This is a genomic window from Thermanaerovibrio velox DSM 12556, assembly GCF_000237825.1.
GTDB lineage: Bacteria > Synergistota > Synergistia > Synergistales > Synergistaceae > Thermanaerovibrio > Thermanaerovibrio velox.
In genome coordinates, this window is record NZ_CM001377.1 from 262,141 (window position 1) to 287,765 (window position 25,625).

At 62.3% G+C, this 25,625-nt stretch carries 29 protein-coding genes, 4 tRNA genes, 2 pseudogenes and 2 riboswitches; of the genes and pseudogenes, 26 read left to right on the forward strand and 9 right to left on the reverse strand.

Features of this window, described 5'->3' with window-relative positions:
- Positions 1-186 precede the first annotated feature (186 nt).
- The 18 genes and pseudogenes from yfcE (at position 187) to THEVEDRAFT_RS01215 (ending at position 16,335) form a co-directional block, all read left to right on the forward strand.
- The gene (gene yfcE, locus THEVEDRAFT_RS01135; RefSeq protein ID WP_245522685.1) at positions 187-774 is read left to right on the forward strand and encodes a phosphodiesterase; all 588 of its coding nucleotides are present in this window, start codon (positions 187-189) and stop codon (positions 772-774) included.
- A complete protein-coding gene (locus THEVEDRAFT_RS09540; protein ID WP_040825090.1) occupies positions 761-1,267 on the forward strand; it encodes a hypothetical protein in 507 nt (168 codons plus the stop codon). The genes yfcE and THEVEDRAFT_RS09540 overlap by 14 nt, the downstream gene beginning before the upstream one ends.
- A complete protein-coding gene (locus THEVEDRAFT_RS01145) occupies positions 1,194-3,194 on the forward strand; it encodes a GAF domain-containing protein (protein WP_006582898.1) in 2,001 nt (666 codons plus the stop codon). The genes THEVEDRAFT_RS09540 and THEVEDRAFT_RS01145 overlap by 74 nt, the downstream gene beginning before the upstream one ends.
- Positions 3,187-3,708, forward strand: coding sequence for a chemotaxis protein CheW (locus THEVEDRAFT_RS01150; protein ID WP_006582899.1), 522 nt, complete (start codon positions 3,187-3,189; stop codon positions 3,706-3,708). Before THEVEDRAFT_RS01145 ends, THEVEDRAFT_RS01150 begins: the two co-directional genes overlap by 8 nt.
- Positions 3,709-3,790: 82 nt before the next feature.
- Positions 3,791-4,615 carry a PHP domain-containing protein gene (locus tag THEVEDRAFT_RS01155; protein ID WP_006582900.1) on the forward strand — a complete coding sequence of 275 codons (825 nt, stop codon included), beginning with the start codon at positions 3,791-3,793 and terminating at the stop codon, positions 4,613-4,615.
- 14 nt (positions 4,616-4,629) lie between these two features.
- Entirely contained in the window at positions 4,630-5,661 is a 1,032-nt protein-coding gene (locus tag THEVEDRAFT_RS01160) for a threonine aldolase family protein (RefSeq protein WP_006582901.1), read from the forward strand.
- Complete coding sequence (locus THEVEDRAFT_RS01165; protein ID WP_006582902.1) at positions 5,658-7,364, forward strand: N-acetylmuramoyl-L-alanine amidase; 1,707 nt, start codon at positions 5,658-5,660, stop codon at positions 7,362-7,364. The genes THEVEDRAFT_RS01160 and THEVEDRAFT_RS01165 overlap by 4 nt, the downstream gene beginning before the upstream one ends.
- A 44-nt stretch (positions 7,365-7,408) precedes the next feature.
- Positions 7,409-8,077, forward strand: coding sequence for a GerMN domain-containing protein (locus tag THEVEDRAFT_RS01170; protein WP_006582903.1), 669 nt, complete (start codon positions 7,409-7,411; stop codon positions 8,075-8,077).
- Positions 8,078-8,088: 11 nt separating this feature from the next.
- Positions 8,089-8,835, forward strand: a complete 747-nt coding sequence (gene rph, locus THEVEDRAFT_RS01175; RefSeq protein ID WP_006582904.1) for a ribonuclease PH — start codon at positions 8,089-8,091, stop codon at positions 8,833-8,835.
- Positions 8,813-9,427, forward strand: coding sequence for a non-canonical purine NTP pyrophosphatase (locus THEVEDRAFT_RS01180; RefSeq protein ID WP_006582905.1), 615 nt, complete (start codon positions 8,813-8,815; stop codon positions 9,425-9,427). Before rph ends, THEVEDRAFT_RS01180 begins: the two co-directional genes overlap by 23 nt.
- Positions 9,428-9,473: 46 nt before the next feature.
- The gene (gene secG, locus THEVEDRAFT_RS01185; RefSeq protein ID WP_006582906.1) at positions 9,474-9,698 is read left to right on the forward strand and encodes a preprotein translocase subunit SecG; all 225 of its coding nucleotides are present in this window, start codon (positions 9,474-9,476) and stop codon (positions 9,696-9,698) included.
- A gap of 79 nt (positions 9,699-9,777) precedes the next feature.
- Positions 9,778-10,797 carry a nicotinate phosphoribosyltransferase gene (locus THEVEDRAFT_RS01190; RefSeq protein ID WP_040825553.1) on the forward strand — a complete coding sequence of 340 codons (1,020 nt, stop codon included), beginning with the start codon at positions 9,778-9,780 and terminating at the stop codon, positions 10,795-10,797.
- Positions 10,798-10,927: 130 nt separating this feature from the next.
- Positions 10,928-11,365: a 50S ribosomal protein L13 gene (gene rplM, locus THEVEDRAFT_RS01195; RefSeq protein ID WP_006582908.1), complete on the forward strand. Its 438-nt coding sequence runs from the start codon at positions 10,928-10,930 to the stop codon at positions 11,363-11,365.
- 20 nt (positions 11,366-11,385) lie between these two features.
- On the forward strand, positions 11,386-11,784 hold the full coding sequence (rpsI, locus tag THEVEDRAFT_RS01200; RefSeq protein ID WP_006582909.1) for a 30S ribosomal protein S9: 399 nt from the start codon (positions 11,386-11,388) through the stop codon (positions 11,782-11,784).
- A 74-nt stretch (positions 11,785-11,858) separates the two neighbouring features.
- Entirely contained in the window at positions 11,859-12,479 is a 621-nt protein-coding gene (locus tag THEVEDRAFT_RS10055) for a TetR/AcrR family transcriptional regulator (protein WP_281054548.1), read from the forward strand.
- Between the two features lie 152 nt (positions 12,480-12,631).
- Positions 12,632-13,069: pseudogene (locus THEVEDRAFT_RS09730) on the forward strand (TolC family protein); the annotation flags it as partial.
- A gap of 127 nt (positions 13,070-13,196) precedes the next feature.
- Positions 13,197-13,841 carry a TolC family protein gene (locus THEVEDRAFT_RS09735; protein ID WP_245522686.1) on the forward strand — a complete coding sequence of 215 codons (645 nt, stop codon included), beginning with the start codon at positions 13,197-13,199 and terminating at the stop codon, positions 13,839-13,841.
- Between the two features lie 276 nt (positions 13,842-14,117).
- A riboswitch (adenosylcobalamin (AdoCbl) riboswitch) is annotated at positions 14,118-14,269 on the forward strand.
- Between the two features lie 170 nt (positions 14,270-14,439).
- Positions 14,440-16,335 carry a TonB-dependent receptor plug domain-containing protein gene (locus tag THEVEDRAFT_RS01215; RefSeq protein ID WP_425358265.1) on the forward strand — a complete coding sequence of 632 codons (1,896 nt, stop codon included), beginning with the start codon at positions 14,440-14,442 and terminating at the stop codon, positions 16,333-16,335.
- Positions 16,336-16,388: 53 nt separating this feature from the next.
- Here THEVEDRAFT_RS01215 and THEVEDRAFT_RS09095 read toward each other — a convergent pair whose 3' ends face one another.
- From THEVEDRAFT_RS09095 to THEVEDRAFT_RS01245, 7 genes and pseudogenes are all read right to left on the reverse strand, one after another.
- Positions 16,389-17,120: an energy transducer TonB gene (locus THEVEDRAFT_RS09095; RefSeq protein WP_006582913.1), complete on the reverse strand. Its 732-nt coding sequence runs from the start codon at positions 17,118-17,120 to the stop codon at positions 16,389-16,391.
- Positions 17,117-17,506, reverse strand: coding sequence for an ExbD/TolR family protein (locus THEVEDRAFT_RS01225; RefSeq protein ID WP_006582914.1), 390 nt, complete (start codon positions 17,504-17,506; stop codon positions 17,117-17,119). Before THEVEDRAFT_RS01225 ends, THEVEDRAFT_RS09095 begins: the two co-directional genes overlap by 4 nt.
- The gene (locus THEVEDRAFT_RS01230; protein WP_040825093.1) at positions 17,503-18,165 is read right to left on the reverse strand and encodes a MotA/TolQ/ExbB proton channel family protein; all 663 of its coding nucleotides are present in this window, start codon (positions 18,163-18,165) and stop codon (positions 17,503-17,505) included. The genes THEVEDRAFT_RS01225 and THEVEDRAFT_RS01230 overlap by 4 nt, the downstream gene beginning before the upstream one ends.
- Positions 18,166-18,244: 79 nt before the next feature.
- Positions 18,245-18,688, reverse strand: a complete 444-nt coding sequence (locus THEVEDRAFT_RS09740) for an iron chelate uptake ABC transporter family permease subunit (protein ID WP_050802088.1) — start codon at positions 18,686-18,688, stop codon at positions 18,245-18,247.
- A gap of 49 nt (positions 18,689-18,737) precedes the next feature.
- A pseudogene (locus THEVEDRAFT_RS09745) lies at positions 18,738-19,187 on the reverse strand (iron chelate uptake ABC transporter family permease subunit); the annotation flags it as partial.
- A complete protein-coding gene (locus tag THEVEDRAFT_RS01240) occupies positions 19,184-19,969 on the reverse strand; it encodes an ABC transporter ATP-binding protein (protein WP_006582917.1) in 786 nt (261 codons plus the stop codon). The gene THEVEDRAFT_RS01240 and the pseudogene THEVEDRAFT_RS09745, both read right to left, overlap by 4 nt.
- Positions 19,966-20,736 carry a heme/hemin ABC transporter substrate-binding protein gene (locus THEVEDRAFT_RS01245; protein ID WP_083830721.1) on the reverse strand — a complete coding sequence of 257 codons (771 nt, stop codon included), beginning with the start codon at positions 20,734-20,736 and terminating at the stop codon, positions 19,966-19,968. Before THEVEDRAFT_RS01245 ends, THEVEDRAFT_RS01240 begins: the two co-directional genes overlap by 4 nt.
- On the opposite strand from THEVEDRAFT_RS01245, the gene THEVEDRAFT_RS10060 reads away from it, so the two are divergent.
- The gene (locus THEVEDRAFT_RS10060) at positions 20,723-20,857 is read left to right on the forward strand and encodes a hypothetical protein (protein ID WP_281054549.1); all 135 of its coding nucleotides are present in this window, start codon (positions 20,723-20,725) and stop codon (positions 20,855-20,857) included. The genes THEVEDRAFT_RS01245 and THEVEDRAFT_RS10060 overlap by 14 nt on opposite strands.
- Positions 20,858-20,925: 68 nt before the next feature.
- Positions 20,926-21,036: riboswitch (cobalamin riboswitch) on the reverse strand.
- A 31-nt stretch (positions 21,037-21,067) separates the two neighbouring features.
- Here the strand turns inward: THEVEDRAFT_RS10060 and THEVEDRAFT_RS01250 are convergent.
- Together THEVEDRAFT_RS01250 and THEVEDRAFT_RS01255 are read right to left on the reverse strand one after the other, a co-directional pair.
- On the reverse strand, positions 21,068-22,942 hold the full coding sequence (locus THEVEDRAFT_RS01250; RefSeq protein WP_006582919.1) for a heavy metal translocating P-type ATPase: 1,875 nt from the start codon (positions 22,940-22,942) through the stop codon (positions 21,068-21,070).
- Positions 22,926-23,261: an ArsR/SmtB family transcription factor gene (locus THEVEDRAFT_RS01255; RefSeq protein WP_006582920.1), complete on the reverse strand. Its 336-nt coding sequence runs from the start codon at positions 23,259-23,261 to the stop codon at positions 22,926-22,928. The genes THEVEDRAFT_RS01250 and THEVEDRAFT_RS01255 overlap by 17 nt, the downstream gene beginning before the upstream one ends.
- A 123-nt stretch (positions 23,262-23,384) precedes the next feature.
- Between THEVEDRAFT_RS01255 and THEVEDRAFT_RS01260 the strand changes: the two genes are divergently transcribed.
- The 7 genes from THEVEDRAFT_RS01260 to secE all read left to right on the forward strand — a co-directional run bounded on the left by THEVEDRAFT_RS01260 (position 23,385) and on the right by secE (position 25,585).
- Positions 23,385-23,460 (forward strand) — tRNA-Thr (locus THEVEDRAFT_RS01260).
- Between the two features lie 20 nt (positions 23,461-23,480).
- A tRNA-Tyr gene (locus tag THEVEDRAFT_RS01265) sits at positions 23,481-23,566 on the forward strand.
- A gap of 10 nt (positions 23,567-23,576) precedes the next feature.
- A tRNA-Thr gene (locus THEVEDRAFT_RS01270) sits at positions 23,577-23,652 on the forward strand.
- A 149-nt stretch (positions 23,653-23,801) separates the two neighbouring features.
- Entirely contained in the window at positions 23,802-24,995 is a 1,194-nt protein-coding gene (tuf, locus tag THEVEDRAFT_RS01275; RefSeq protein ID WP_006582921.1) for an elongation factor Tu, read from the forward strand.
- A 129-nt stretch (positions 24,996-25,124) separates the two neighbouring features.
- Positions 25,125-25,274 (forward strand): 50S ribosomal protein L33, encoded by a 150-nt coding sequence (gene rpmG / locus THEVEDRAFT_RS01280; protein ID WP_006582922.1) that lies wholly within the window; start codon positions 25,125-25,127, stop codon positions 25,272-25,274.
- Between the two features lie 21 nt (positions 25,275-25,295).
- A tRNA-Trp gene (locus THEVEDRAFT_RS01285) sits at positions 25,296-25,373 on the forward strand.
- 29 nt (positions 25,374-25,402) lie between these two features.
- Positions 25,403-25,585: a preprotein translocase subunit SecE gene (gene secE / locus THEVEDRAFT_RS01290; protein ID WP_006582923.1), complete on the forward strand. Its 183-nt coding sequence runs from the start codon at positions 25,403-25,405 to the stop codon at positions 25,583-25,585.
- Positions 25,586-25,625: the final 40 nt, after the last annotated feature.

A 25,625-nucleotide genomic window follows, 5' to 3' on the forward strand; every position in this document is an offset into this window, starting at 1 on the left:
GGGTTTGGGGATCATCGATCAATCCACTTTGGAGCCCCTTGCGGGTCGAACGGCGGCGGGTTTCATGGGATTGTTAATATCTTCTGGTGAGGCTCCTTTCTTGAGATCTTTCCTTCCAAAGGGAAGGGGGTGACTTTATAATCTTTAAGGAGATTAGGGTCATAAGTCCTGCGATCATGCGCAGACATGGGGGGTGCTGGGATGTCCGCGGCCTTAGGAGTTCCGTGGGGGGAAAGGTTCTTTGTGGTGTGCAGCGATGTTCACGGGAGCGCCAAGGCATGGCGCCGTCTTGAGGCCTATCTTGGTGGGGCGTCGTTTCTCCTTCACTGCGGGGACCTGTTCTACCACGGTCCGAGGAACCCTTTGCCGGAGGGATATGATCCCAAGGGTCTTGGAGAGCTCGTCCGCTCCGCTCCGGTCCCCGTGGTTTTGGTGCGCGGCAATTGCGATGCCCCGGTTGATCAGTTGATGTCCTCTCCTAGGGTGATGGTGGATCGCTTTGCCTTTTGGTGGGACCGTTTGACGGGCATAGCGGCCCACGGGGACGATTTCTCATCCTTCCGGCAGGAGGCGTTGGCCGGGGGTTTTCGCCTTGCCCTGTCCGGGCACACCCATGTGGCTTCGGTGGTGAGGGAGGGGGATACGGTGTTCGTGAACCCCGGCTCTCTAAGCCTTCCAAAGGGCAAGGACCCCGCGAGCTTTGGGGTGGTCGCTTCGTCCGCGGTCTTTATAGTCAATCTTGACGGAGAGGTCATTCATAGTGAGCCCCTCTAGCTGGCGTTCCCCCCTCAAAAGCCGATTCTCTAGGGCGACCGGTTCTAAGCTTTTCCTGAGGCTTCATTGGCTTCTGGACTGGCTCATCCTGTTGGTGCTCCTGGTGGGTTTTGGCGTTGCCTTTTGGAAGGGGCAGCCGTCCCTGTTGGGGTTCTTCGGCGTGGCGATGGTGGTCCTCCTATGGGATCGCTGTGGGATTCCCGGCTGGATATGGTTCTTGCTCACGGTGGGGATGGTTTCCTTCCTGTCCGCCACGAGGGGGCTTCCCCTTGGTGATCTGACGGCTTTGTTGGGCACCGTAGTGCTCCCGGTCCTTTGGCGTTTGAGGATGGGGGTGTTCAACGACAGGCTCATAAAGGTGTTGAGCGACTCTTGCCACCAGCTGTCCTCCGGCGGGGGACCCGGAGGAGGCCTGCAGGGTGGCGGTGCGGTCCTTATCCTGTATATCCCGCTACCGCTACGTCTCCGTGTTCATTTACAAGAAGGATATTGATGTGTTGGTTCAGGTGGCGGGGTCTGGGAACTTCGAGATCGGGCTTCAGCTGCCCCGTGGGACCGGGGTGGTTTGGCGGGCTTTCACCGGAGGCAAGGGGACGTTGGTGAAGGACGTGAGGTCCGACCGGGACTACGTTCCCAGCGATGCGGAGGTGAGATCCGAGGTCTCGGTTCCCCTGCAGCTTGGGGGCAAGAGGATAGGGGTTTTGAACGTGGAGTCCCCGTTTATCTTGGAGCGTCGGGATCTTTGGTTCGTATCCGTCATAGGTTCGCTTCTATCCTACGTCCTCTCCGGTATCGAGGACCGGATGGAGCTGGAGAACGCCCTCCGGCGTGAGAGGGACGCCTCCGGTTCCGATGCCCAGCGGATAAAGGCCTTGGACAGGGCGGTTCTGCAGCGGGAGAGGGCCCTCAAGGAGGCGAGGCGCAACGCCAAGGTGGCGGAGGCCCTGCTCTCCATAATGAGGGGGCATTCGGCCTTCATGGACCTAGAGGGGCTCTGTTCGTGCATAGTGGAGGCCGTATCCTCCCTCGGTTACCCCAACGTCTATCTTCTGGTCCGTTCTGACAACCGGGAGGATCCGGCGTTTGAGCTCAAGGCCTTCAGGGGGCTTCCGCAGGACAGCTCGGTGTGGAGGCTCCCCATGTCAAAGTTGGAGGGTATATGGGGGTGGGTCCTGGAGAACCGGAGGACCTACCTCTGCAATGACACATCCCGGGATCCCCTATACCGGACCGGCCACAGCGCCATTCGATCGGAGATGTCCACGCCCATAACCTCCTCTTCCGGGGAGGTTCTGGGGCTTCTGGACCTCCAGGACGAGAGGCCCTTCCGCTTCAACGCCGAGGACGTCAAGCTGATGGAGGGGGTGGCGAGGTACCTTGGGTTCATGCTGGAGCACTCCTACCACCTGAGGGATCTGGACCTCAGGATGAGGGAGATCCGGATGCTGCACGACATCGTCCAGGAGATGGCCTTCTGCGGCAGCCTGGATGAGATGGTTAGGTCCGTGGTGTACATGGTGGCGGAGCGGCTCGGTTACCGGGCGGTGACGGTTTTCAAGCTGGAGACCCCCGAAGGCGGTGTGTCGGTGATGGCCTCATCCCACAGTTATGAGGACCCGGAGGCGGTTAACCGGGTTTTGAGCCAGGGTACTTCACTGGTGTCCCGATCGGCCAGGAACGGGGTCCTTCAGAACACCCCGGACGTGGCGAAGACGAAGGAGTGGATCCCCTTGATCCCCACGGTTAGGAGCCAGCTGGACGTCCCCATCGCCATTCACGGTAAGATCTACGGGGTCCTCTGCATAGAGGACGAGGCGGAGGCCGCGTTCGGTCCCAAGGAGGAGGAGCTCTTCACCATACTGGCGGGGCACATGGCGACGGTGTGGCGCTTGTTGGAGCTGGTGGAACGGGTGAAGGTGGAGTCCATGAGGGACGTGCTCACCGGGGTGCCCAACATAAGGAGCTTCAAGATCCGTTTGGCGGAGATGCTTCACCGGGCGAGATCCAGGGGGGTTAAGTTTGCGGTGGTGATGATGGACCTCGGAAACTTCAAGGGTATTAACGACCGTTTCGGCCACTCCACCGGGGACGAGGTGCTGAAGAGGTTCGCCAAGGCGGTGGACCGCAGGACCTGTGACGTGGATTTCTTCGCCCGCTACGGGGGAGACGAGTTCGTGATGTTGGTTTGGGATGTGGACGAGGCCAAGGTGGCCAGGTTATGCCTGATGTTGAAGGATTTGGTGGCTTCCCTGGACCTTGGTATAGAATATAATCTTTATGTGGATTTGGGTTATTCAGTTTTCCCCGATGACGGTTCCGATGGGGATCAGCTGATACGCCTTGCGGACGAAAGGATGTACAATGATAAGCGGGAGCGCAAAGGACAGGATAGAAAACAGGGAGGGATGACCCATGACTGAGGCAGGAACCCTTAGCAGGGGGGCCGTTAAGACTGATGCGGAGTCCCGAGGGGCCGAGAGGATCCTCTTGGTGTTCGATCTTGTTGGGGAGTATTGCGGTTTGGATGTGAACATGGTTAGGGAGATCGTGCACGTTCCCCCTTCCATAACCAGGGTCCCCAACGCTCCTTCCTACGTGCGGGGGGTCATAAACCTCCGGGGCACCGTAATACCGGTGTTGGACATGGCGGTGAAGATGGGTAATGCCCCCTCTCAGAAGACCAGTGACTCCAGGATAGTGGTGGCGGAGTACCAGGACATACTCTTTGGGGTTTTGGTCGATGCGGTTCGGGAGGTCCGTACCATCCACGACGGTCAGGTGGAGTCCGGAGTTGGCACCGATGTGGGTATAGGCAGGGACTACGTCCAGGGGGTGGCCAAGCTGGAGGACGGTCGTCTCATAGTCCTTCTTGACCTGGCTGGTCTTTTCGACATAGACGACCTGGTCCAGGAGGAGGAGGAAGGGGAGGAGTGAGATCTCCGAAGGCCCCGTTGGCCCTCCTTCGGGGGGGCTTTTTGATTGTCCGGGGGTTGACCATCATCCCGCTTGTCCCATCATGATATGGGTTGACCTTCACCTGCACAGCACCTGTTCCGATGGGACCGTTAAGCCCTCGGATCTGCCGAAGCTAGGCCGTAGACTTGGCTTGTCGGTTATGGCCCTTACGGATCACGACACCACCGATGGCAACGAGGAGTTCCTGAGGTCCTGCAGGAGGCACAGGGTTAAGGGCATCCCTGGGGTTGAGGTGTCTGCGGAGGCCCCTTACACGTTGCACGTGCTTGGTTATCGGGTGAGCTCCGGCGGCCCTTTGGAGGAGGCCTTGGCTTGGGTTCGGGAGGGTCGGGAGGAGAGGAACCACAGGATATGCAGTAAGCTTAGTGCCCTGGGGGTCCCGGTCAGCATGGAGGAGGCCAGGAGTGAGGCCGGGTCGGACCTAGTCGGCAGGCCCCACATAGCCCGTGTGCTTGTTAGAAAGGGTTATGCATCGGACCCCATGGATGCCTTCAACCGGTTTTTGGGGCGTGGTGCCCCCGCTTACGTGTCCCGGCGCCGGCTCTCCCCTGGGGATGCCATAGATCTCATAAGGCAGTCCGGGGGGCTTGCGGTCATGGCCCATCCCCTTCAGACCGGCCTTGGTTGGGACGACCTGTATCGGCTAGTGGTGGAGATGCGTTCCATGGGTCTTTGGGGGGTGGAGTGTTTTCACTCCTCCGCGTCCCGGGAGGACTCGTTGAGGCTGTTCCAGATGTGTGCGGAGCTCTCGTTGGTGCCCACCGGAGGATCCGACTTTCACGGGGAAAACAAGCCCTGGGTGTCCATGGGGGTTCCCGTGGAGCCCACCTGGATCCCCTGGGCAAGGCTTGGTGTGGACCTTTAGGGGGGTATTTGTTCATGCCCATGGATTTCAGGAGCGACACGGTTACCCGGCCCACGCCGGAGATGAGGCGGGCCATGGCGGAGGCGGAGGTGGGGGATGACGTATACGGGGAGGACCCCACGGTTCGGAGGCTGGAGGAGGAGTGTGCCTCCATGCTGGGTACTCAGGATGCCCTTTTCGTATGTTCCGGCACCATGGGGAACCTCACCGCGGCGCTCACCTGGTGTCCAAGGGGCACCTCCGCCATAGTGGGGTCCATGTCCCACATGTACAACTACGAGGCGGGGGGCATGTCCGCCCTGGGTGGTGTCTTCCCCGCGGTGGTGGATGACTCGTCGGGGTGCCCTGCCCTTGAGGACGTGAAGGCGGCGGTGCGGGGTTCCGGGAACGTGCACTTCTCCCCAACTAGGTTGTTGTGCCTGGAGAACACCCACAACTCCTGCGGCGGGGTGGCGGTTGAGATCGAGCGTTTTAGGTCCCTGGCGCTTAAGGCCCGGGAGGAGGGGCTTTACGTGCACCTGGACGGGGCTAGGCTTTTTAACGCCTGTGTCGCTTTGGGCTGCGAGGCCAGGCTTTACGGTGAGGCTGTGACCTCCGTCATGATATGTCTTTCCAAGGGCCTTGGGGCCCCGATGGGGTCCGTGTTGTGCGGCCCGTCGGACTTCATAGCCGAGGCCAGGGGTTGGAGGAAGCGCTTGGGTGGAGGGCTCAGGCAGTCGGGGGTTGTGGCCGCCGCGGGGCTGGTGGCTTTGAGGAGCATCGACAGGCTGCATGAGGATCATGAGAACGCGGCGCTCCTATCCAGGGGGCTTGAAGACGGCGGGTTGAAGGTGCATAGGGTGCCGAACCCCACCAACATGGTCTACTTCTCCCTGCCTGGCTCGGTTTCCCCTGGCGGTTTTGTGAGGGCCCTGGCGGGCAAGGGGGTTTTTGTGGGGGCTTTGCCGGACGGAAGGATCCGGATGGTGACCCACCGGGACGTATCCCGGGAGGACGTGTTGGCGGCGGTGCCGGTGGTCTTAAAGGAGGCGGGTCTTAGAAGTTGAGTCGCGGGTTATCTGGTTTTGTCCTTTTAGCGGTTCTTTTGAGCATCATGGCCTGTGCTTTCCCGTCGGAGGTCCATGCCCGGGAAGAGGGTTTCATGGTGCTGTGGAACGGTGAGGCCCGGAAGGGGGATGTGCCCTACAAGCGGCAGGGAGGTCTTACTCTGGTGGCGGCGGATGTGATGCTCTCCTCCCTGGGCCTTTCGTGGCAGCCCCGGTCCGACGGGCTGGTGGTGGTGATGGGGGGCCGCAAGCTGGAGTTCTGGGCGAACTCGCCGGTGGCAAGGCTCAACGGCTCAGTGGTGCCCCTGGAGCACCCGGTCTTTGGGGAAGGGGGGCACTGGTGGGTTGAGCAGAAGGGGGCCCTTGGGATCGTCAACGGGTTCCTCAAGTCCGGTGGTCTCAAGGGGGACCTGGCCTTCCGGGGTTTTTCGGATGGTCCTGCGGCGGTGTCCGCTTCTCCTGTCCGGAAGGAGGCGGAGAAAGAACCTGGGGCCGGGAATGCCAAGGCCTCCAATCCCCCGTCCCCGGGGGGTATGGAGGTCCCCCAGGCCCTAAAGAGCTTCCGGTGGGGGGTCCAGAAGGGCTTCGTGAGGGCGGTGTTGGAGCTTGGGTCCACGGAGAACGTAAGGGTCTCCCATACCCCGAGGGGTGTTGAGGTCTCACTGCCCTTTGGGGTTCCCCAGTCGCTGATCCCCCCGTCTCCCAGGCAGGAGGTGGTGAGCTGTTCGATCCTTTCCTACGGATCGTCCACCACTTTGACGTTTAAGGCCTCCCGGCTGCCGGTCAAGGAGTTCACGCTGGATTCGCCGGTGAGGCTTGTCCTGGACTTCCCGGACGGGAGCGTCGCTTCCCCTCAGGGTGGTGATGAGGTGGTGAGCGGGGTCTCTCGTCCTTCCCCGTCCGGTTCCTCCGATGACCGGGGGGTGGAGAAGAAGGCCTCAAAGGAGGGGCAGGCCGGCAGGGGGGACGAGGCGCCCGTTCAGTCCTTCATATCGGTGGAGCGGGTGTTCAAGGGGAAGGACAGGCCCGTGGTGGCGGTGGATCCGGGGCACGGGGGGAAGGACCCGGGGGCCATGGGCAACGGTCTTAAGGAGAAGGACATAAACCTTCAGGTGGCGTTGAGGCTCAAGGAGGTGCTTGGCGCCTACGGTGTGGACGTGAGGCTCACCAGGGAGGACGACCGGTACCTCAAGCTTTCGGAGCGGACCCAGCTGGCGAACCAGTGGAAGGCGGACCTGTTCTTGAGCTTGCACTGCAACTCCCTTCCTCCGGGGCGTCACTCCCGGGGGGTGGAGCTGTATCTCATGTCCCTTCCCACGGACCGGGACGCCATGAGGCTAGCCCTCTTTGAGAACCGGGAGATAGGGGACTCCTCTGGGTCCGAGGGCGGGATGGATAGGAAGACCCGGCTACTCATGCAGATACTGGGGGACATGCAGCAGAACCAGAAGATAGACGTGAGCACCTCCTTTGCGGAGGCCCTTTTCGGCAGCGGCAAGGCCTCGGGGCTCAACATGAAGCGGGTCGCCCAGGCGCCGTTTTACGTGCTTAAAGGGGCTGCCATGCCGGCGGTGCTGGTGGAGATGGGGTTCATATCGGAGCCCTCTGACGCGGCGCTGCTAAGGGACCCGGCTTTCCAGGGACGGATGGCATCCGCCCTGGCCAAGGGGATTGTGGATTACCTTAAGACAGGCCGCCGTTGAGGCGTGGAGGTTAGTTCTGCAGACTAGCGATGGGGGATCGGCATATGTGGAGGGAAGACAGCCAAAGGGATAGGGATCGATACGGAAGGGACCGGTACAGGGGGAGGGAGCCCGAGGAGGGACGGGAGGGGCGAAAGGCCCCGCTGCCGTTCCGGGTCATCGCTTGGGCGTCCCTGGTGGCCATATTCTTTGGGGTGGGGTACGGAGTCACGTCCCTGGCCTTCAAGTACCTGGACTCCGGGGGCAGGAACGTTAGGGGCACGGTTAACTCCCCGGAGGAGGTATCCGTTGAGGGCGTTTCGGAGGATTCGGCGTCCAAGTCCGACAGGTACGAGGTGTACCTGCCTTCCGGGACGTCCCTGGAGGGCAAGGAGTTCAAGGTGTCCGGGGTGGCCACCGATGAGGAGGCCATGAAGGGGGTCTTGGAGTTCTTCATGGCGGAGCTTACCAGCTCCGGTTGGATGAAGGGTTCGGTTCAGGTGCTGCACCTTTTTAGGAGCGGGGAGTGGCTCTACCTTGATCTAAGCTCGTCTTTCCTGGAGGGGCTCAAGGCGCTTGGGAAGGACAGGGCCCAGCTGGTGATGACCGGCATAGTGAAGACCGTGGCGGAGAACTTTCCCCCCATAAGGAAGGTAAAGGTTTACGTGGATGGTCAGGACGTGTCGGACAAGTCCGTGGTGGACCTGTCTAAGCCCTGGGCCTTGAAACAATAGGGGGCTGAGGCATGGAAAGGATAGACGGAAGGGGCTGTATGGATCTAAGGCCCGTGGAGATAGACCGGGGGTGCAACCGGTACGCGGAGGGGTCGGCGCTCATAAGGTGGGGCAACACCCACGTGCTTTGCACCGCCTCGGTGGAGGAGAAGGTGCCTCAGTTCCTGAGGGGCACTGGTCAGGGGTGGGTGAGCGCCGAGTACGCCATGCTTCCCCGGTCGACCCATCAGAGGACCCAGCGGGAGATAAGCCGGGGTCGGCCGAACGCCAGGGGTCAGGAGATCCAGCGCCTCATAGGCAGGTCCCTGCGGGCCTCGGTGGACCTTGAAGCCCTGGGTGAGAGGACCGTGTGGATCGACTGTGACGTGCTTCAGGCCGACGGGGGTACCAGGACCGCGGCGATAACCGCCTCTTTCGTGGCGCTGGTGGATGCGTGCCGGTGGTTGTTGGACCGGAGCGTGGTGAAGGGTTTCCCGGTGGTGCATCAGGTTGCGGCGGTGAGCGCCGGCCTTGTGGACGGGGAGGTGCTCTTGGACCTTTGCTACGAGGAGGATTCGGCCGCTCAGGTGGACTGCAACGTGGTCATGGCGGAGGACGGCCGGTTCGTGGAGCTTCAGGCCACCGGGGAGGATGCTCTTTTCCCTCGGCAGACCTTTGATCGCATGCTTTCGGCGGCGGAGGAGGGCATAAGGCGTCTTCACCGGCTTCAGTTGGAGGTGCTGGGGGTGGCTAGCTTTGAAGAGCTCGTGGGCCGCTGAGTTGGTCCTCGCCACCGGTAACCCCGGTAAGGTGAGGGAATGGGAGGGGCTTCTTCGGGGGCGGGGGATACGTCTTAGGCTGCCGGGTGAGAGGTTGGAGGTGGAGGAGGACGGGGCCTCTTACCTTGAGAACGCCCTTAAGAAGGCCAGGTCTTACGCGGAGGTATCCCCGGGGCTTCCGGTCTTGGCGGAGGACTCCGGCTTGGAGGTGAGGGCCTTGGACATGGGGCCCGGGGTGTTTTCCGCCCGGGTGGGTTCCTGCGATGAGGACCGGATAAGGTGGCTTTTGGGTCGTCTTGCCGGGGAGGCTGATCGGTGGGCCCGGTTTGTGTGCGTGGCGGTGCTGCTGTTGCCGGATGGCAGGGCATTTTCGTTCCGTGGGGAGCTGGAGGGTGCTATAGCCTGTGCTCCTGAGGGGGAGGGCGGTTTCGGGTACGATCCGGTCTTCATCCCCCGGGGGGTAGATGTCACCCTGGCTCAGGCGGGGGATCTTAAGGACCGGATATCCCACCGGGCAAGGGCGGCGGCAAAGCTGGCCCTATTTGCCCCCCTTGTGATAGAATCCATGGTTGAGCCGTCCGCTGGGCGGTAGGTTGTATTTTTGCTTTTTAAATCGCGGGTTTTCGGGGGTGCTGGACGTGAAGGTCCTTTTGGTTTTGTTGCAGTTGGTGGTATGTGTGGCCCTTGGGGGGTCCATATTGATGCAGCAGCGGAAGAACGGAGGTTTCGCCGGCATGTTCGGTGGAGGGACCCAGCAGGACAACTCTGGGGCCTGGCAGCGGATGAGTGGTCTTACCAAGATATCGGCGGTCTTGATGGGGCTCTTCATGCTGTTGTCTTTGGTGTTGGTGGCCATATCCTAGCTTTTTTCTTTTGTTCCGCCGGCCCCTTTGGGCGGCGTTCAGGAGGGGGTTTTGAGCCTTGTCTTCCCGGGTTGACCGGATGGAGGACGTTCTTGAGTTCAGTGTTAGCGGTGACCGGCTTTTCTCCGCGGATCACGGGGAGGTAGTGGAGGGCTGGACGTCGGACGTTTACTTCGTCAAGACCAGGGACGTTCTGCGGGAGCTTGGTAGGCTGGACGCGGAGGTCTGTGCGGAGGTTTTCGCCCGGGAGGGCGGGGTCTTCTGCGGGGTTGAGGAGGTGCGGCGTCTTTTCCTCAAGGCGGGGGCCAGGGTTTCCGTGGAGGCCCTTGAGGAGGGTGAGGAGTTTGCCCCCCGGGAGGTGGTGATGAGGATCCGGGGTCCCTATGGGGAGTTCGGCCTTTACGAGACCACCCTGCTGGGGATGCTGTCCAGTGCCAGCGGCTGGGCCACCGCCGCCCGGCGTTGCGTGGAGGCCGCTGGGGGGTTGCCGGTCCTGTGTTTTGGTGCCCGGCACGTGCATCCCTCCTGTGCTCCTGTGATGGAGAGGTCCGCTTTGATCGGCGGCTGTTCCGATGCGAGCTGCATTCTAGGGGCGAAGCTGGGCGGCAGGGAGCCCCGGGGTACCATCCCTCACGCCGCCATATTGATAGCCGGAGACACCGTGAAGGTCGCCATGGCCTATGACAGGGTGTTGCCGGAGCAGGAGAAGCGTTCCATCCTGGTGGACACCTTCCGGGATGAGGCGGAGGAGGCCCTTTCCGTGGCGGAGGCCTTGAAAGAAAGGCTTTTCGCTGTTAGACTTGATACTCCTGGGGAGCGAGGAGGGGTGACCCCTGATCTCGTCCGGGAGGTACGGTGCCGGCTTTCCATGGCCGGCTATGGTCATGTAGGGGTGTTCGTGTCCGGCGGTTTGAACCCCGACAGGATAAGGGCCCTTGCGGATGCCGGGGCCTGTGGTTTTGGGGTTGGCAGTTACATAGCCCACGGCACGCCGAGGGACATGACCATGGACATAAAGGAGGTGGACGGGAGGCCCGTGGCCAAGAGGGGCCGGATCCCCGGTGTTACCGACAATCCAAGGCTTAAGCGCGTGATCTAGTGGTTTTTCCGGTTTTTGTGCCGCGCCACCCCCCACGGCGGGCATGGGGCTGGGTTGACGCTGGGTTGCGCTTTTGAGTAGATGTGAAGAAAAGAAGATGCTGTCTTTTTTCAGCGAAGGAGGAGAATCCATGATCGGCACCAGATCGTTCATGGCTAAGAAGGAAGCCGTGGAGCGCAAGTGGTATGTGATTGACGCCACGGACAAGCATCTGGGTCGTCTTGCGTCCCGGATAGCGTTGGTCTTGTCCGGCAAGCACAGGCCCACCTACACCCCCCATGTGGACACCGGGGATTTCGTGGTGGTCATCAACGCCGAGAAGGTGGGGCTCACGGGGAAGAAGCGTGAGCAGTCCATGGTTCATCGGTTCAGCGGTTACTCCGGGGGTCTTAAGTCCGTGTCCTACGGCAAGATACTGGACAGCAACCCCGAGAGGCTCATCGAGCGGGTGGTGAAGGGCATGCTGCCCAAGAACCGGCTTGGCAGGGCCATGTTCAAGAAGCTTAAGGTCTACGCGGGTCCCACCCATCCCCACGGGGCCCAGAAGCCTGAGACCTTGGAACTTTAAGGAAGAGGGGGGAATAGAAGGTGCAGGCTTCCAACATGTACTTCTGGGGCACCGGCAGGCGTAAGAACGCGGTGGCCCGCGTGAGGATCCGTCCCGGTCAGGGGCTGGTGAAGGTTAACAACCGTGAGATCGGGGACTACCTGCCTCGGTTCACCTGGCAGCTTCACGCCCTCGAGGCGTTGAAGGTGGCGGGCGTGGAGGGCAAGGTTGACGTGTTGGTGAGGGCCCATGGGGGCGGTCTCACCGGCCAGGCGGGGGCCATCAGGCTTGGGATTGCCCGGGCCATATTGAAGATGAACCCCCAGGCTCGTCCGGCGCTGAAGAAGGCGGGGCTCCTTACCAGGGATCCCAGGATGGTGGAGAGGAAGAAGTTCGGTCAGGCGGGAGCCCGGGCTCGGTTCCAGTACTCCAAGCGTTAGTGGACTTGGGCCTCGCTGGCCTGGGTCTTCAAGTTCCTTCGGGGCCCTTCGGGGCCCCTTTGTCTTTGCGGTACTTGACAGACCGGTCGGTCTTTGAGAACATCCTAGCCGGATTTTGGAAGGAGGGAGTCTATTTGGTCTCCGATGCCAAGGACGCCATAATGAGCAGCGCGAGGATCATCTTCGCCCAGAGGGGTTACGAGGGGGCGGGGGTGGACTCCATAGTAAGGTCCGCCGGGGTTAGCAAGGGGGCCTTCTATTGGCACTTTCACAGCAAGTTCGACCTGTTCAAGCGGGTCATGGAGGACGAGGTGGACAGGATCGTATCCTACCTGGCGGATGGATCGGCCCAGGGGGAGGACGTGATTGCCATGTCGGTCCGGAAGGGGGAGGGTTTTCTCCAGCTGCTTTGGAAGGAGCGGGACTCCCTGTCCCTCTGGTTGGAGCTCCGGCTCTTGGCCCACCGGGGGGTTGAGGGCATGCGGGACCTGACGGGGTCCCTTCGCAGCCGCATGATGGGGGAGATGCGCCGGGTCCTCGCCGAGGCGGGAGGGCTCCCTGACGGTATGGAGGAGGTTCTTTGCATATTGTTCGACGGGATCATGTTCAACCTATGGGTGTGGTTTGACGTGGAGGACGCGGTGGCCCTTTGGAGGAGGAGCTGCGGGGTCCTTTTTGGGGGTGAGGCCCTTTGATGCCCGTGTATCGCCTCGGCAGGGGGTGCCTTTTGGCCCTTCTATCCCTTATTATCCTAGGCTCATCCTCGTCCGCCTTCGCCGGCGTGGTTCGGCTTGAGGACCTGGAGTCCAGGATGCTCGGATCTCACCCGGCGGTGAGGGCTCTTGATATGGCGGTGAGGAGGGCAGAGCTTGAGGTTCAGCAGGCCAGGGCGGGGCTTTCCCCCAAGTTGGACTTGGTGCTATACGGTTCAAAGGCCCAGGAGGCCCCCAAGGGGAAGGTGTACGATTTCGACAACGTCCCCATAGGTATAGCCATAACGGGCTACGAGGAGACATACAGGGCCTCGGTTGCGTTGACCCACCTCCTTTACTCCGGGGGTACCGTGACGAGCCAGGTTAGGGCCGCTCAAGCGGGGTTGGAGGCGGCGAAGGCGGACAGGGATCGGGGGGTCGAGGGGCTTCTCTACCGCCTCAGGGCCTCTTATCTTGCCCTGGTGAGGGCCAAGGGCAAGGCCCAGGTGGCCCAGAGGGTGGTGGAGCTGTCCGAGGCGTATCTGACCAGGGTTCAGGCCTTCTTCCGGGTGGGCATGGTGCCTAAGGCGGAGGTGTTAAGGGCTCAGGTGGCCCTTTCCAACGCCAGGTTGAACCTGATGAGGGCTCGAGGGGGCGGTTCAAAGGGCATACGCTGCCCTGGACAGGGCGGCAGGTTTCCCCGTCCCCAGGGACGGGGAGATGGAACAGCCGGCCTCGTTGCTGCCCGAGGAGCTGCCCCAGGATCTCCCGGATCTGGCGGCGGAGAGCCGGGCGGAGATCCGTTCCTTGGAGGAGTCCTACCGCCAGGCCAAGGCCCTTGCGGACGCCGCCGCAGGCCAGGACAGGCCTCAGCTGCTGTTCAAGGGGGAGGCTTACAGGGTGGGTTCCCATTTCTTCCCCTCCGATAAGGACGACTACCTCCTTTCCCTTACCCTGCAGTGGCGGTCATGGGACGGGGGGGAGAACCGGGCCAAGGCCCGTCAGTCCCTGGCTTTGGCGGAATCCCTGCTGTCCCGGGTGGAGGACATGAAGCTGGAGATACGCCGGGAGACCGTGGAGGCCCTGGAGTCCCTGAGGGAGGCCCGGGAGAGGGTTAAGACCGCGGAGGTCATGGTGGAGCAGGCCACGGAGGACCACCGGATATCCCTCAGGCGCTACGAGGCCCGGGTGGGCACCAACCTGGACGTGATGGATGCCCGGGTGAGGCTGGAACAGGCCATGAACGACCTCGTGGACGCCCGATGTGACCTGTTGTCCTCCCAGGCGGCCCTGAGGTACGCCCTGGGGGAGGACGGATGGGGGCAGATCGCGGCGACTGGTAAGCCGGTGAGCAAGGGCAACTAGACCAGCCTTTAGGGGGGCCGGATCTTCCCGGCCCCCTTTAGCGTTGCAGCCTTTAGATCCTTGGGGCAGGGGCCGGGATCCGCTCCGCCCATGGAGTAGGGCCTTGGGTTTTCGGGTGGGTTGAACCCTGCGGTTCCCAAGGGCGGGACTTATTCAGAAGATACTTAATATTATCCCATGCCCATCGAGTGTTAACATAGAAGTAACCGTTTCCCCCTGTGGCCCTATGGTGGTATGGCCATCCCAAGGGGTGCCGAGGGGGTAGCGGTTGTAAAAAACAAAGCTTAAAGGCCCGGCTGTTTCAGGAAGTCCGGTGAGAATCCGGCGCAGCCCCGCTACGGTGTGGGCGCCCTTTGGCGTCCAAGCCCGACACTGGCACCGGTGCCTTGAGTTGCGTCCACCCCTCGAGGGCGGGGGAGGACGCATGTTTCGTGTTCGGAGCCCTTGGGCTCCTTTTTTTATGAGGCCTGTCCGTTGGATCTAAGCTCTTGGGGAGGTGATGGCATGTAGGGGGTCATCAGCCTTAAGCTTGCCCTCTTGTGTGTCATGGCGTTCTAGTTTGATTTTAAGTCAGGGAGTTGCTTGCGTGTGTTGAGGAGTGATCCGGTTGATCAGGTTTAGATGTTCATCCCATGTTTTGGTTCGTTTGGGTCTTGGGGCTCTGCTCCTTGCCCTCTTATCGTCCCCTCTCCCCGTTCGGGGGATGGAGGTCCCGGTGGTGGAGGTCACCGGTTCCAGGTTGGCGGATCAGCTGGCGGACCTGCCCTCCCAGGGGTACGTCATAACCTCCGCCGACATGGCCTCCCGGGGTTTCCAGAACCTTCAGGAGGCCCTGGACTCCCTGCCCGGGGTGTCTGGGCTTGTGAACGGCGCGGGCATGGCCCAGTCCAAGGGCATCTCCATAAGGGGGATGACCACCGAGACGCTGCTTCTGGTGGACGGGGTGCCGTTCATGACATCCAGCTATGGCGCCGGTGCGGTGTTGGGGGCCCCCTTTGACCTGAGGTCCATACCCATAAGCTCCGTGGAGAGGGTGGAGGTGGTTAAGGGGGCCTCATCCGCCCTGTACGGTTCCCACGGTGCCGCGGGGGTCATAAACGTAATAACCGTGAAGGGGGCTTCCGGCCCTGGCGGCCCCTTCCAGGCACGTTTCACCGCCGGTTCCGGCGGTTACGGCATGGGGTCCTTCAGCGCCGCCGCCGCATCCAGCTCCATGTGGGCAAGGGTATCTTACTCCAGGGAGGAGGAGGGGGAGCGGGAGATAAGGCTTAGGGGCAACGGCCTCAGGGACTTCTCCAAGGACTACCGGTCGAACCACTACGGCCTTTCCGCCGGGTCGGCCTCCGGTAGGGGGTGGGAGTTTTCCAGCCAATGGGGGGATTATTCATCCCGTTGGACCTACGATGGAGCCGATAACCACCAGGATAACAGCTACTCCCGGGTGGCCTTGACGGTTCCGTTGGGTGGGATGAAGCTCAAGGGCTATTACGGGGAGTCCGCCAAGAAGGTCTTTGACAGCAGCGGCAGGAGCGACTACCGGGACCGCAACATGGGTTTGTCCCTGGAGGGACGGGGGCGGCTTTGGGGCAATGGGGCCGCCTATGGGCTTGAGGTAAGGCGTGATGACTCGGATTACCTGAACGTGGACAACCCGTGGGGCAACAACGACCCTTACGACCTCAAGCGGGACGGGATCATAGCCTACGGGGAGACCACCGTTCCGCTGGGGGATCTCACCGCGGATCTTGGGCTTAGGTACGAGAGGTGGCACGTGGAGGAGGGGGAGGACCAGTCGGAGCTGGCCCCGAAGGTCTCCCTTTACCGGGAGGATTCCACTGGGAGGCTCTGGTATCTTTCCGCCGGGAGGTTCTTCGTGATGCCCAGCTTCTTTCAGATTTACATGCCCATGAGGAGCTTCGGCGAGCCCAACTACTCCCTAAGACCCGAGAAGGGTTGGAGTTACGAGGGGGGCGTCAAGGGCAAAGACCGTTCCTGGAGCCTTGGTGTCTTCTACACCGATGTGGAGGACAAGATAAAGTACTGGTCAGATCCGGTTACCTGGATGGGTAAGTACGTTAACCTGGACGAGTACAGGGCATACGGGGTTGAGGGTATGTTTCGGGTGAACCTCTCCGGGGAGATGTACTACCAGCAGGGGATTTCCTGGACCTACGGGGAGGAGCTCAGCGGGGGCACCTGGTCCAGGTCCGGGGATCCAAGGTGGGACGTGACCGGCTCCCTCAACTGGGCCAGGGGGTCGTGGGGGGCCGGGGTAACCGGTCGCTTCTACGGTGACCGGGCCATAGCCAACAATAGCCGCGGATACTCCGACGAGGACCTGTTCCTGGTGGATGCCTTTATGTCCTACACGTCCAAGGACGTGACCTTTAGGTTGGGTGCTAGCAACCTGTTCGATCGCAGGTACGTGCTGGACCGGAACGGATACCTTACCCCGGAGCGCAGGCTTTACATATCCCTGGACGCCAGGTTCTAGCCCTTAGGGGCTGGGGGAGAGGGTAGGTTCGGGTTCTTCTTCCCTTCAGCCCCTCAGTCCTTCAGGCTGAAGCGGAAGGGGACCAAAACCCGGTCGTTAAGGTCCTCGGGGAACCTCCAGAGAAGCGCTGCCGTTAGGGCCGCCTGGTCCAGCCCCCTGTAACCGCTGGACCTGTAGATCTCCCCCTTTTGTGGCAACCCCTGTCTTACGATAAGGGATATCACAACGGTGCCCTCCTCCCCCCGTTTCCTTGAGGAAAGGGGGTAGGGGGGCACCGCCTTGATTATCGCCTCATCCCCCCTGTAGCGTCCCTCTTCGCCTCGGATCCCCTTGGGGGGGTCATCCTGGGTGCTCCTCCCGGTGGTCCCCCCTCCCTCGAAGGGGGATGCAACATCCTTCTGCTCCGCCGGGCTGCTGTCCCCGGTGCTGAGGGAATCCGAGGAGGATCTAGCCTGCCTCGTCCAGCCAGACCCCGGGGCGGGGCCGCCGATCGACTTGCCACCGGTTTTGCCATCGTCCACCTTCGTTTCCGTTGGCCTCCTTGGAGCGTCGGTGGAGTCCTCCTTGGCGGTTTTATGGGGTGTTGACCACGCAGCAGCCCCGCGGGGTTTGTGGGTCACCGGGGGCTGCGGGGGGATCGCCGGGGCTATGTATACCGTGATAGCCCTTGGGGTGCTGCCCTGCTTCCATCGGTGGGACCCGTTAATCCCCAGCCCGGATGCGGCGACGGCGATCGCTGCCCCGTGCAGCAGGAGGCTTAGGAAGATCCCCATGGGGCGTCTCATCTTGGTTCCTCCGTGAGTAGCCCCGGGGATGAGACCCCCGCCTCCTGAAGGGCCCACAGCACCCCTATCACCTTCCCGTAGGGGACGTCCCTGTGGGCCCCGATCAGCACCGGTCTTGCCTTGTCCATGGATCGCGCCATACCCTTGAGTTCCTCCAGGGTGACCTCTTTCCCCTCCGCGGTTATCGTCCCGTTCGCCAGGATTGTGACCACCATGGGGATTTTGAAGTTCCCCGCCTTTTCAGCTGGTGTGCCCTTGGCGTGAGGGAGGAGGACCTCCTGAAGGTTTAGGTGGCTGAACGAGGAGGTGATCACGAAGAATATTATGAGGATGAACAGCACGTCCAGCAGGGGTGTCATGTCTATGTCCAGTCGTTTGCGCCTCACCCCAAGCTGGCCGCCTCCTCCCGGTCCGTGGGGAGCGGTCCCCCCGCCTTAATTCGAGCCAGCACCAGCAGGTCGGCCAGACGGTTCATGGCCTCCTGGGACCATTCGATCATGTGCTGAAGGGTCATGAGCCCCACCAGGGATGGTATGGCGCAGGAGAGTCCCGCCACGGTGGTGAAGAGCGCCACCCTTATCCCCCCCGCCACCTCTGACGAGTTGGCCCCCGCGGCGTCTATGGCCCCGAACATCCGAACCATCCCGATAACGGTGCCGAGGAGCCCCAGCATGGGGGAGAGCCGAATGGACAGCTCCAGCCATCCAAGCCCCCTCTGCTGGCTGAACAGCTCCCCCCTTATGAAGACCTTCCCCGCCTCCCTCATGGCCGGGGCCCCGGCGTTCCAAAGGCTCATCAGCTCCCTCATGAGCCTTTGGGGCAGGGTACCCTCCCCCGCGGACCGGATCGTCCGGTCCAGCTGATCCGGGGATGATGGGTTGGATAGGCCCCTGAGCAGCCCGTCCGCCCTTTTGAGCTGCCCTCGAAGGGACCACATGAGCAGGAACCTCTCCAGGAACACCCCCGTGGAGCAGATGGACATCCCAAGGATCACCCACATTATGGGTCCCCCCTCGTTCATGAACCACAGGATGGATTCCAACACCTTATCAACCTCCCTGCTGTTTGGTTTATTGGGGTTATTCGGGTCTTGTGCGGCCTCGTCCTTCGGACCTGGCGGCAAGTCAGCTCCTCCTCAGGAGCAGCCACAGGAAGAAGAGGGCCCCCACCCCGGAGGTGATTATGCCCACCGGTATCTCCGACGGGGCCCACAGGGTCCTTGCCGCCACGTCACAGAGGGTCAGCATGGAGCCCCCTATCATGGTGCTGGCAAAGAGCACCTCCCCCTCTCCCCTTGCCCCGGTCATCCGGGCCATGTGAGGGCCGAAGAGGCCCACAAAGCCTATGGGGCCGCAGATGGAGACGCTTGAGGCTACCGCCAGGGATATGAGGGAGAACAGGATGAGGCGCACCGATTGCACCGGTACCCCCCGGCTTTGGGCCAAGAGGGTGCCGCAGCGTATGAGCTTGAGGTCTTGCAGAAAGAAACGGCAGACCAGGAGGGTGCCCCCCAGGGTGATGAGGGCGGGGAGCAGGGGGTCCCATCCTATGATCTGTATGCCCCCCACTGGCCCACCTCATCATCCTGAAGGAGTCCGAGTAGCCCCCGCTGTATTGGATTATCATGTTTAGGCTCCCGAACAGGAAGCTGGCGGCAACACCTGCCAGCATTAACCCCTCCCCGGAGGGGTTGCGCCTTTGAGTGGCCGCCCCCGCTGCCTGGATGAGGCCTATGGCCAGGGCGGAGCCCAGGAACGCCCCCGCTCCCAGGGGGATCTGGATGCCGAACCTGATGGCGCAAACCGCTCCAAGGGCGGCCCCCGATGACACCCCCATCACGTCCGGGGAGGCCAGGCTGTTCTTGAGGAGCACCTGAAACACCGCTCCGCAGACGCTGAGGGTGGCTCCGGTGGCGTAGCCCAGCAGAACTCGAGGAAGCCTCATCTCCATGAAGACCGGGTTGTTGAGCATGTTCCCCAGCGGAACGTCCGCGGGACCGATCATGGGGCTTGCGACGAGTATCGCAATGGATGCCAGGGCCAGACAGAGGTTCCGGCGGTTTCTCATCGGAGCATCACCTCCGGCATGAGGCAGCCCCTGCCCCGTGGGTCCGTCAGTTTGGCGAAGGGAACGTTGAAGACCCCCTCAAGCTCCGCGGGGCCTATGAGGTGCGGGGGGAGGTCAAAGAGCAGCTCCCCGTTCTTTATGGCTAAGACCCGGTCCGCCCAGGCCAACGCCAGGTTTACGTCGTGGGTGACCATGAGCATGCCCTTTCTGCCCCCCAACCCGTCATCCTTGAGTGCCATTAGGAGGTTGAACACCTCCTGCTGGTGGAGGTGGTCCAGGAACGCGGTGGGCTCGTCAAGGAGTAGGCATCGGGTACCTTGGGCCAGGGCTGCGGCTATCAGTCCCCTCTGGGCCTCGCCGCCGCTCAGCTCCTCCATGGGGGTGTCCGCCAGGTCCTTGAGCCCCACCGCGGCGAGGGCCCTCCGGACCGTATCGAGGTCCTCCGGCCCCAGGGGGTCAAAGGGCCCGTGCCAGGGGTACCTGGATAGCTCCGCCAACTCCCTGGGGGTCACCGGGGGACGCCCCTCGGAGGGCTGGGGCACCATGGCGATGTGCCGGCCGATCTCCCTGGGCCTCATGGCCCTTAAGGGCCTGCCCAGGATCCACGCCTCACCGTCGAAGGGCACCAGTCCCATGAGGGCTTTGAGGAGGGTGCTCTTCCCCGCCCCGTTGGGGCCTATCACCGCCAGGGCCTCCCGGGGCCTAAGGTCCAGGTTCACGTCCCGGAGGATGGTCCTTCCCCCCATCTGGACCGTCAGGTCCCTCACGGAGACGATGCTCATCGGGACGCCTCCCGGATGGCCCGCTGGAAGGCGTCGATCACCACGGGTATCCTGGGCCCGGGCCGGAGGTAAACGGTGCCCTCCAGTACCTGGAGCTTGAAAGTGGAGTTGGGGAACGACCGGCGCCACTTGCGGCGGATCTCGTTCAGGTCGAACAGCTCGTCCCGGTTGAGCCTTGAGGAGGAGTGGTAGAAGTTCCTGTCCCCCACCAGGTCTATCACCACCTGGGGTCTCATGGCTAGGAGCCCCTCGGCGAAGACCATGGGGTAGGGGGGTGATGAGGGGGGAAGGCAGTTCTCTCCCCCCGCCAGCCTCACCAGCTCCCCGTAGAAGCTCCTGGGCCCAGCGGCGTAGAAGGAGGTTATGCGCCCCGCCTCCATCTCCCGGGAGACGCAGACCAGCACCCGGGGGCGCTTCCCCTTGGTTCTGGAGGATATGGCCCTTATCTGGGACTCGGTTCGCCTGGCTAGGGCCTGCCCCCGGTCCGGCACGCCGCAGGCCCTCCCCAGGGCCCGCATGGAGTCCAGCACCTGGGCAACGCTGTCCTGGCGCAGCATGATCCACCGGATCCCTGCCCGGGTGAGCTGCTGGGTCATTGGGGAGTGGATGTCCTGGAGCACCACCAGGTCCGCCCCCATGGATATCAGGGCCTCGATGCTCACGTCCGCGAAGCCCCCCACCTTGGGCTTCGATAGGGCCTCCCGGGGGTGGTCGCAGAAGGTGGTGACCGCCGCGACCCGGTCCCCGAGTCCCATGGCGAAGAGCATCTCGGTCCCCGCCGGGGAGAGGGACACGATCCGTTTGGGGGATGGGAGGGCGTCGGAAGTAGACGGGGAGATCAGGAGGAGCGCCGCCAGCAGGAGGATGGGCCAGCCAGCGAAGGAATAAAGGGGACCGCCGGTCCCCTTCGGAAGACGAACGTGAAAAGCTATCCGGATGATACATGCCCTCGCACAACATCCTTCCCGGCCCCGTCGGGTTTTCTGGCTTGGACGTAAGGTCCTCACAGTAGCGGGGCTGCCCCGGACTTTCACCGGAGTTGCCCCGAGGGGGCCCAGTTTGTTTACCGGGTGATTATAGGTTCTTTGCATGGGGGGGTCAACGGACCGACCGGAGGACCCGGCAGGAGTTCAGCGTGGCCAGCAGGGCCATCCCCACGTCGGCGAAGACCGCCTCCCACATGTTGGCCGCCCCCAGGGTGCCCAGGATCAGCACCGCCGCCTTTACCGAGAGGGCCATGGCGATGTTCTGTCCCACCACCCGGCGGCTCATCCTGGCTACGGTCACCGCTTCCGCCACCGGGGAGAGCCGGTCCGACAGGAGGACCCCGTCGGAGGCCTCCACGGTCACGTCCGCTCCCAGGCCCCCCACGGCGATCCCCACGTGGGAGGCGGCCATAACCGCCGCGTCGTTGATCCCGTCCCCCACGAAGAGGCTTAAGGGTCGGGCCTTGAGCACCTCCACCTTGTCGGCGGGGAGCAGATCCCCCAGGCGGATGTCCAGGGGGAGCTGGCCGGTGAGCTCCTCCACCCGGTGGGGCCTGTCCCCGGAGATGACCCCCAGGGGTTTGAGCCCCAGCCGGCGGAGGGAGTCCAGGGCGGTTTGGGCGTCCTCCCTCAGCTGATCCCCCAGCTGGATGGACCCCAGGTACCTCTGGTTCTCCGCCACGTGGACCGCGCCGGACTCCAGAGCCTCCTCCGGGGCTTCAACCCCCCTGGACTCCATGAGGCGCCGGTTGCCCACCAGGATGGAGGAGCCATCCACGGTGGCCTCCACCCCCATGCCTGGCAGCTCCTTGGTGTCCTCCGGGGAGAGGTGGGACCCCTGGGCGGCGATGGCCCGGGCGGCCGGGTGGTTGGATCCCATCTCCGCCGCGGCGGCGAGGTTCATCAGCCGGGCGGGGTCCACCCCCGGGGCGGGGGTCACGTTCAGCACCCGCAGGGTCCCCTTGGTGAGGGTCCCGGTCTTGTCCAGGAAGGCGCTTCGGACCTGCCATAGCCTTTCCAGCGCGTCCCCCCCCTTGAGGAGGAGTCCCCGGCGGGCGGAGGCGCCTAGCCCCGCCAGGACCGCCAGGGGGACGGAGATCATGAGGGCGCAGGGGCAGGAGACCACCAGGAAGACCAGCCCCCGGTAGGCCCACTGTCTGAAGCTGCCCATGCCGAGGGCGGGTGGTACGGTGGAGATGAGGGCCGCCAGGATCATGACCGCCGGGGTGTAGCGGCGGGCGAAGGCGGAGATGAACCGCTCGGTCCTGGTGCGGCTCCCCTCCTGTTGGGCCAGCAGCTGGAGTCCCCGGGCCATGGCGGACTGGTCGAAGGGGCGGGTCACCCGGATCTTCAGGTGCCCGTCCAGGTTCATGGTCCCCGCCTGGACCGGGTCCCCCTCCGCCACGTCCACCGGTAGCCCCTCGCCGGTGAGGGATGAGGTGTCCACCGATGCCCTGCCCTGGGTGACCTGTCCGTCCAGGGGGATCATCTCCCCGGGCCTCACGATGATCGTGGATCCGGTCTCCACCTGGTCGGGGGGGATGTCCGCCTCCCCCTGGGGGGTCATGAGGTGAGCCATCTTGGGCCTCAGGTCCATGGCGGCCTCTATGGCTCGCCGGGACCTCTCGGCGGTCATGTCCTGGAGCAGTTCCCCCGCCTCGTAGAAGAGCATCACCGCCGCCCCTTCGGCCAGTTCCCCTATGGCGATGGCCCCCAGGGTGGCGATGGACATGAGGGAGAACTCGTTGAACAGGTCCCCCTTGAGGGCGTTCCTCAGGGCGGAGGCCATCACGTTGGTCCCCAGGATGAGGTAGGCGGCGATGAGGCCCAGGGGTCTTATGTGGTTGGGAAGGAGCAGGGACCCCGCCAGGGCGGCGGCCCCCAGGACGAGTCGCAGTCCCCTTGGGATTCGGGTGGTTCCGTGGTGGTCGTGGTGGTGTTCGTCGGCGCAGCACCGGCAGGACCGGCATTCAGCGGTCTGGCTCATTTTTGTTCTCCCTTCCCATGGATGTGTGGCTCACGTGTTGGAGGGCCTGGTCGAAGATGGCCTTAACGTGTTGGTCGTCCAGGCCGTAGATGGCGTTCCGTCCCTGTCGTGTGACCCGGACCAGCCGGGCGGACTTGAGGATCCTCAGTTGGTGGGACACCGCCGACTGGCTCATGCGAAGCCGCTCCGCCAGGTGGGAGACGCACATGCCCGACTGGGCCAGGCACCAGAGGATCCTGACCCGGGTTGTATCTCCGAAGACCCTGAATAGTTCCGCCAGGTCGTACAGGAGCTGATTGTCCCCGTCTAGGTCTGCCACTTTCTCGCCCCCTTAAGCATGAATGATTGTTCAAGTGAGCATATATCACAATTTTTTGGTCCTGGCAAGGGGGCGGGGGTGGTTGACAGGCGGGCGGAGGCTGGTATAATTCCAGTTCGTAACGCCGGTGTAGCTCAGTTGGCAGAGCGGCTGACTTGTAATCAGCAGGTCGGGGGTTCGAACCCTCTCACCGGCTCCAGGGCAACCAAGCTACCACGTGGTGGGATGGCCGAGTGGTCAAAGGCAGCAGACTGTAAATCTGCCGGCTAGCGCCTACGTAGGTTCAAATCCTACTCCCACCACCACTTTTCGGAAGCCGACTTAGCTCAGCAGGTAGAGCACATCCATGGTAAGGATGGGGTCTCCGGTTCGAGTCCGGAAGTCGGCTCCAGGTTTAAAAAAGAGATCCGGGCTTGAAGTCCCGGGTCTCTTTTGGTATGGTTGCGCTTATGGTAGAATCGCCGCGGACGGAGTCTGCCGTCGGGCTGAAGGACCCTTCTTGAAAGGGTGACAAAAGCATACCAGGGAGGTATGGGTAAGATGGCGAAGGAGAAGTTTACCAGGTCTAAGCCGCACCTTAACATTGGCACCATAGGTCACATAGACCACGGCAAGACCACGTTGACGGCGGCGATAACGAAGACGCTGTCGAAGAAGGGTTATGCGGACTTTACGCCCTTTGATCAGATAGACAAGGCGCCGGAGGAGCGGGAGCGCGGCATAACCATCAACATAGCGCACGTGGAGTATCAGACGGACAATCGTCACTATGCGCACATTGACTGCCCTGGGCACGCGGACTACATAAAGAACATGATAACCGGTGCGGCTCAGATGGACGGTGCTATTTTGGTGGTTTCTGCGGCGGATGGTCCGATGCCTCAGACCCGTGAGCACGTGTTGTTGGCCCGCCAGGTTAACGTTCCTGCGTTGGTGGTGTTCATGAACAAGTGCGACATGGTGGACGATCCGGAGCTTTTGGATCTGGTGGAGATGGAGATCCGGGATCTTTTGAACAAGTACAACTTCCCTGGGGACGAGGTTCCCATCGTTCGGGGTTCTGCGTTGAAGGCGTTGGAGGCGGAGGGCGAGGACGAGTGGACCGACAAGATCTGGGAGTTGATGAAGGCTTGCGACGAGTACATCCCGACTCCTGTTCGTGAGACCGACAAGCCGTTCCTGATGCCCATAGAGGACGTGTTCACGATCACCGGGCGCGGCACGGTTGTTACCGGTCGTGTGGAGCGTGGCATAATCAAGCCCGGCGATGAGGTTGAGATAGTGGGTATGAGGGACACCCAGAAGACGGTGGCCACGAGCCTTGAGATGTTCCGGAAGATATTGGACGAGGCAGTGGCTGGGGACAACGTGGGTGTTCTTTTGAGGGGGACTGGGAAGGACGAGGTTGAGCGTGGTCAGGTGTTGGCGAAGCCTGGCAGCATCAAGCCGCACAAGCACTTCAAGGCGGAGGTTTACGTGTTGAAGAAGGAGGAGGGTGGTCGTCACACGCCGTTCTTCTCTGGTTACAAGCCCCAGTTCTACTTCAGGACCACGGACGTGACGGGAGAGATAAAGCTTCCGGATGGTGTTGAGATGGTCATGCCTGGGGACAACAGCCAGTTTGAGGTGAAGTTGATAGTGCCGGTGGCTCTTGAGCCGGGTCTTAGGTTTGCGGTTCGCGAGGGCGGCCGCACCGTGGGCGCCGGGGTGGTCACCGAGATACTGGACAAGTAGGCCTTAGTCACAGGAGGTTCCGTCGCGGCCCGGGGGGTGCCTTGGGCCGCGGCTTTCTTGAGGCCGGTTCCCGCGGGCTTTCATGCGGGGTATGATCCATAAAAATCTGTATTTTGGAGTGAGCTAAAGATGGCGGACATCATTGGTCTTCAGTGCACCGAGTGCAAGCGTCGTAACTACGTGACCACGGTTAACAAGCGGAAGATGCAGAAGAAGTTGGAGAAGAAGAAGTACTGCAAGTGGTGTGACAAACACACCTTGCACAAGGAGACGAAGTAGTGTAAAATACACCGTGCGTGCAGGTCCGTAGCTCGAACTGGCTAGAGCACCGCACTCCAAATGCGGGGGTTGAAGGTTCGAATCCTTCCGGGCCTGCCACTTTTTTGCTTGATCAGGGGGGCGGAGGTGTGGAAAGGGTTTTAGATTTCTTGAGGGAGGCCAGGGGTGAGTTGAAGCGGGTCTCTTGGCCCACCAGGCAGCAGGTCTGGTATTCCACCTTGGTTGTTCTTTTTGTTACCTTCTCTGTTTCCGCGTATCTTGGTTTGGTGGATGCGGTTTTGGCCGCTCTTCTGCGCGGAGTGGTCCGCTAGTTTTCATAAAATCACGGGAGGAGGGGGCGGTGTAGGCCCC

Coding starts and splice junctions, on each gene's coding strand:
- yfcE (WP_245522685.1), top strand. CDS start 187: ATGGGGGGTGCTGGGATGTCCGCGGCCTTAGGAGTTCCGTGGGGGGAA.
- THEVEDRAFT_RS01190 (WP_040825553.1), top strand. CDS start 9,778: ATGGAGGACGTTCTTGAGTTCAGTGTTAGCGGTGACCGGCTTTTCTCC.
- THEVEDRAFT_RS10060 (WP_281054549.1), top strand. CDS start 20,723: ATGGCGAAGAGCATCTCGGTCCCCGCCGGGGAGAGGGACACGATCCGT.
- tuf (WP_006582921.1), top strand. CDS start 23,802: ATGGCGAAGGAGAAGTTTACCAGGTCTAAGCCGCACCTTAACATTGGC.
- THEVEDRAFT_RS01150 (WP_006582899.1), top strand. CDS start 3,187: ATGACTGAGGCAGGAACCCTTAGCAGGGGGGCCGTTAAGACTGATGCG.
- rplM (WP_006582908.1), top strand. CDS start 10,928: ATGATCGGCACCAGATCGTTCATGGCTAAGAAGGAAGCCGTGGAGCGC.
- THEVEDRAFT_RS09735 (WP_245522686.1), top strand. CDS start 13,197: ATGGAACAGCCGGCCTCGTTGCTGCCCGAGGAGCTGCCCCAGGATCTC.
- THEVEDRAFT_RS01170 (WP_006582903.1), top strand. CDS start 7,409: ATGTGGAGGGAAGACAGCCAAAGGGATAGGGATCGATACGGAAGGGAC.
- THEVEDRAFT_RS01240 (WP_006582917.1), bottom strand. CDS start 19,969: ATGAGCATCGTCTCCGTGAGGGACCTGACGGTCCAGATGGGGGGAAGG.
- THEVEDRAFT_RS09095 (WP_006582913.1), bottom strand. CDS start 17,120: ATGAGACGCCCCATGGGGATCTTCCTAAGCCTCCTGCTGCACGGGGCA.
- THEVEDRAFT_RS01250 (WP_006582919.1), bottom strand. CDS start 22,942: ATGAGCCAGACCGCTGAATGCCGGTCCTGCCGGTGCTGCGCCGACGAA.
- THEVEDRAFT_RS01160 (WP_006582901.1), top strand. CDS start 4,630: ATGCCCATGGATTTCAGGAGCGACACGGTTACCCGGCCCACGCCGGAG.
- THEVEDRAFT_RS01155 (WP_006582900.1), top strand. CDS start 3,791: ATGATATGGGTTGACCTTCACCTGCACAGCACCTGTTCCGATGGGACC.
- rph (WP_006582904.1), top strand. CDS start 8,089: ATGGAAAGGATAGACGGAAGGGGCTGTATGGATCTAAGGCCCGTGGAG.
- THEVEDRAFT_RS01245 (WP_083830721.1), bottom strand. CDS start 20,736: ATGCTCTTCGCCATGGGACTCGGGGACCGGGTCGCGGCGGTCACCACC.
- rpmG (WP_006582922.1), top strand. CDS start 25,125: ATGGCGGACATCATTGGTCTTCAGTGCACCGAGTGCAAGCGTCGTAAC.